The 1,387-nt window shown below is 58.4% G+C and carries 2 protein-coding genes; one reads left to right on the top strand and one right to left on the bottom strand.

Features of this window, described 5'->3' with window-relative positions; all coding sequences use genetic code 11:
- Nucleotides 1–537 precede the first annotated feature (537 nt).
- Nucleotides 538–1,071, top strand: a complete 534-nt coding sequence (locus tag V8J63_RS27620; RefSeq protein WP_323165071.1) for an REP-associated tyrosine transposase — start codon at nt 538–540, stop codon at nt 1,069–1,071.
- 63 nt (nt 1,072–1,134) lie between these two features.
- Here V8J63_RS27620 and V8J63_RS27615 read toward each other — a convergent pair.
- Nucleotides 1,135–1,387: 2Fe-2S iron-sulfur cluster-binding protein (locus V8J63_RS27615; RefSeq protein WP_336464963.1), on the bottom strand; the 253-nt coding region annotated here is incomplete at its 5' end.

The following is a 1,387-nucleotide window of genomic DNA, read 5'->3' as shown; positions in this document are numbered from 1 at the left end:
GCTATGACGCGGAGCGTCAGTGGCTGCATTCCCACGCAGAGCGTGGGAACGATCTTTATCTCCACATCTGCCCCACCCTGATCGTTCCCACGCTCCGCGTGGGAACGCCTCCAGGGACGCTCCGCGTTCCATCTTCACCATTATCGACACGGTCAAGCCCGCCGTGACGCGGAGCGTCAGTGGCTGCATTCCCACGCAGAGCGTGGGAACGATCTTTATCTCCACATCTGCCCCACCCTGATCGTTCCCACGCTCCGCGTGGGAACGCCTCCCGGGACGCTCCGCGTTCCAGCTTCACCCTTGGCGACAGGCTGAAAACCGCTATGACGCAGAGCGTCAGTGGCTGCATTCCCACGCAGAGCGTGGGAACGATCTTAGGTCGGGAATGACTTTTCCCACTGTAGTTGCAGACGTCTCTTCTAGCACGTTCCCTACTCCGGCCTCACCCTGATCGTTCCCACGCTCCGCGTGGGAACGCCTCCCGGGACGCTCCGCGTTCCATCTCATTCGCACCGCAAGATTCAAGGATCGAATCCCATGGGCCGCAGCCGCTATACGATTACCGAAGCCGACAAACCGCATTTCCTGACCTGCACCGTGATGGAGTGGTTGCCGTTATTCATTCGCCCGTACATCGTTGAGCACCTGCTCAACTGCTGGCGATATCAGCAGACACATCATGACTTGAAGCTATACGGCTATGTGATTCTCGAAAACCATCTTCACTTTGTCGCCCAAGCGCCTGACCTGAGCAAATGCCTCAGCCAGTTCAAGTCCTTCACCGCGCGACAAATCATCAATGACTTGCAAACAAAAGGCGCCGACAAAGCCTTGCAGCGCCTGCGCTTCAGCAAACGCGCGCATAAGCAGGACCGGGTGTATCAACTGTGGCAAGAAGGCACGCACGCGGAAATGGTCTACAGCGAATCTGTGATGCGTCAGAAGCTTGAATACATCCACAACAATCCGGTGAAACGCGGATATGTGGACTTACCGGAGCATTGGCGTTATTCGAGTGCCAGGGACTACGCGGGAATGGAGGGAATGATCGAGATTCAGCGCTGGTATTGAAATGGGACGCGGAGCGTCCCGGGCGGCATTCCCACGCGGAGCGTGGGAACGATCATAAAAGCCTCAGAACTCAATCCGCACATCCCCCTTCGGCACGCTGCAGCACGACAGGATAAACCCTTCGGCCTCGTCATCCTCGGTAATCCCGCCGTTGTGCTCCATCTCCACTTCGCCGCCCAGTTTCATCACCTTGCATGTCCCGCAAATGCCCATGCCGCAGGCTTTCGGGATCATCAGGCCGAGTTTGGCGGCTGCCGCGTGGACGGTTTCGCCCGGGCCGACGCGGATGCTCTTGCCGGACGCGGTGAATTCCACC

Source organism: Pseudomonas sp. CCNWLW23 (genome assembly GCF_037095675.1).
Lineage (GTDB): Bacteria > Pseudomonadota > Gammaproteobacteria > Pseudomonadales > Pseudomonadaceae > Aquipseudomonas > Aquipseudomonas atacamensis.
The sequence above is the reverse complement of the archived record's forward strand: the minus strand, read 5'-3'. Positions and strand labels throughout refer to the sequence as shown.

Bases quoted from the DNA above. Each gene is read 5' to 3' on its own strand.
- V8J63_RS27620 (WP_323165071.1), top strand. From the start codon at position 538: ATGGGCCGCAGCCGCTATACGATTACCGAAGCCGACAAACCGCATTTC.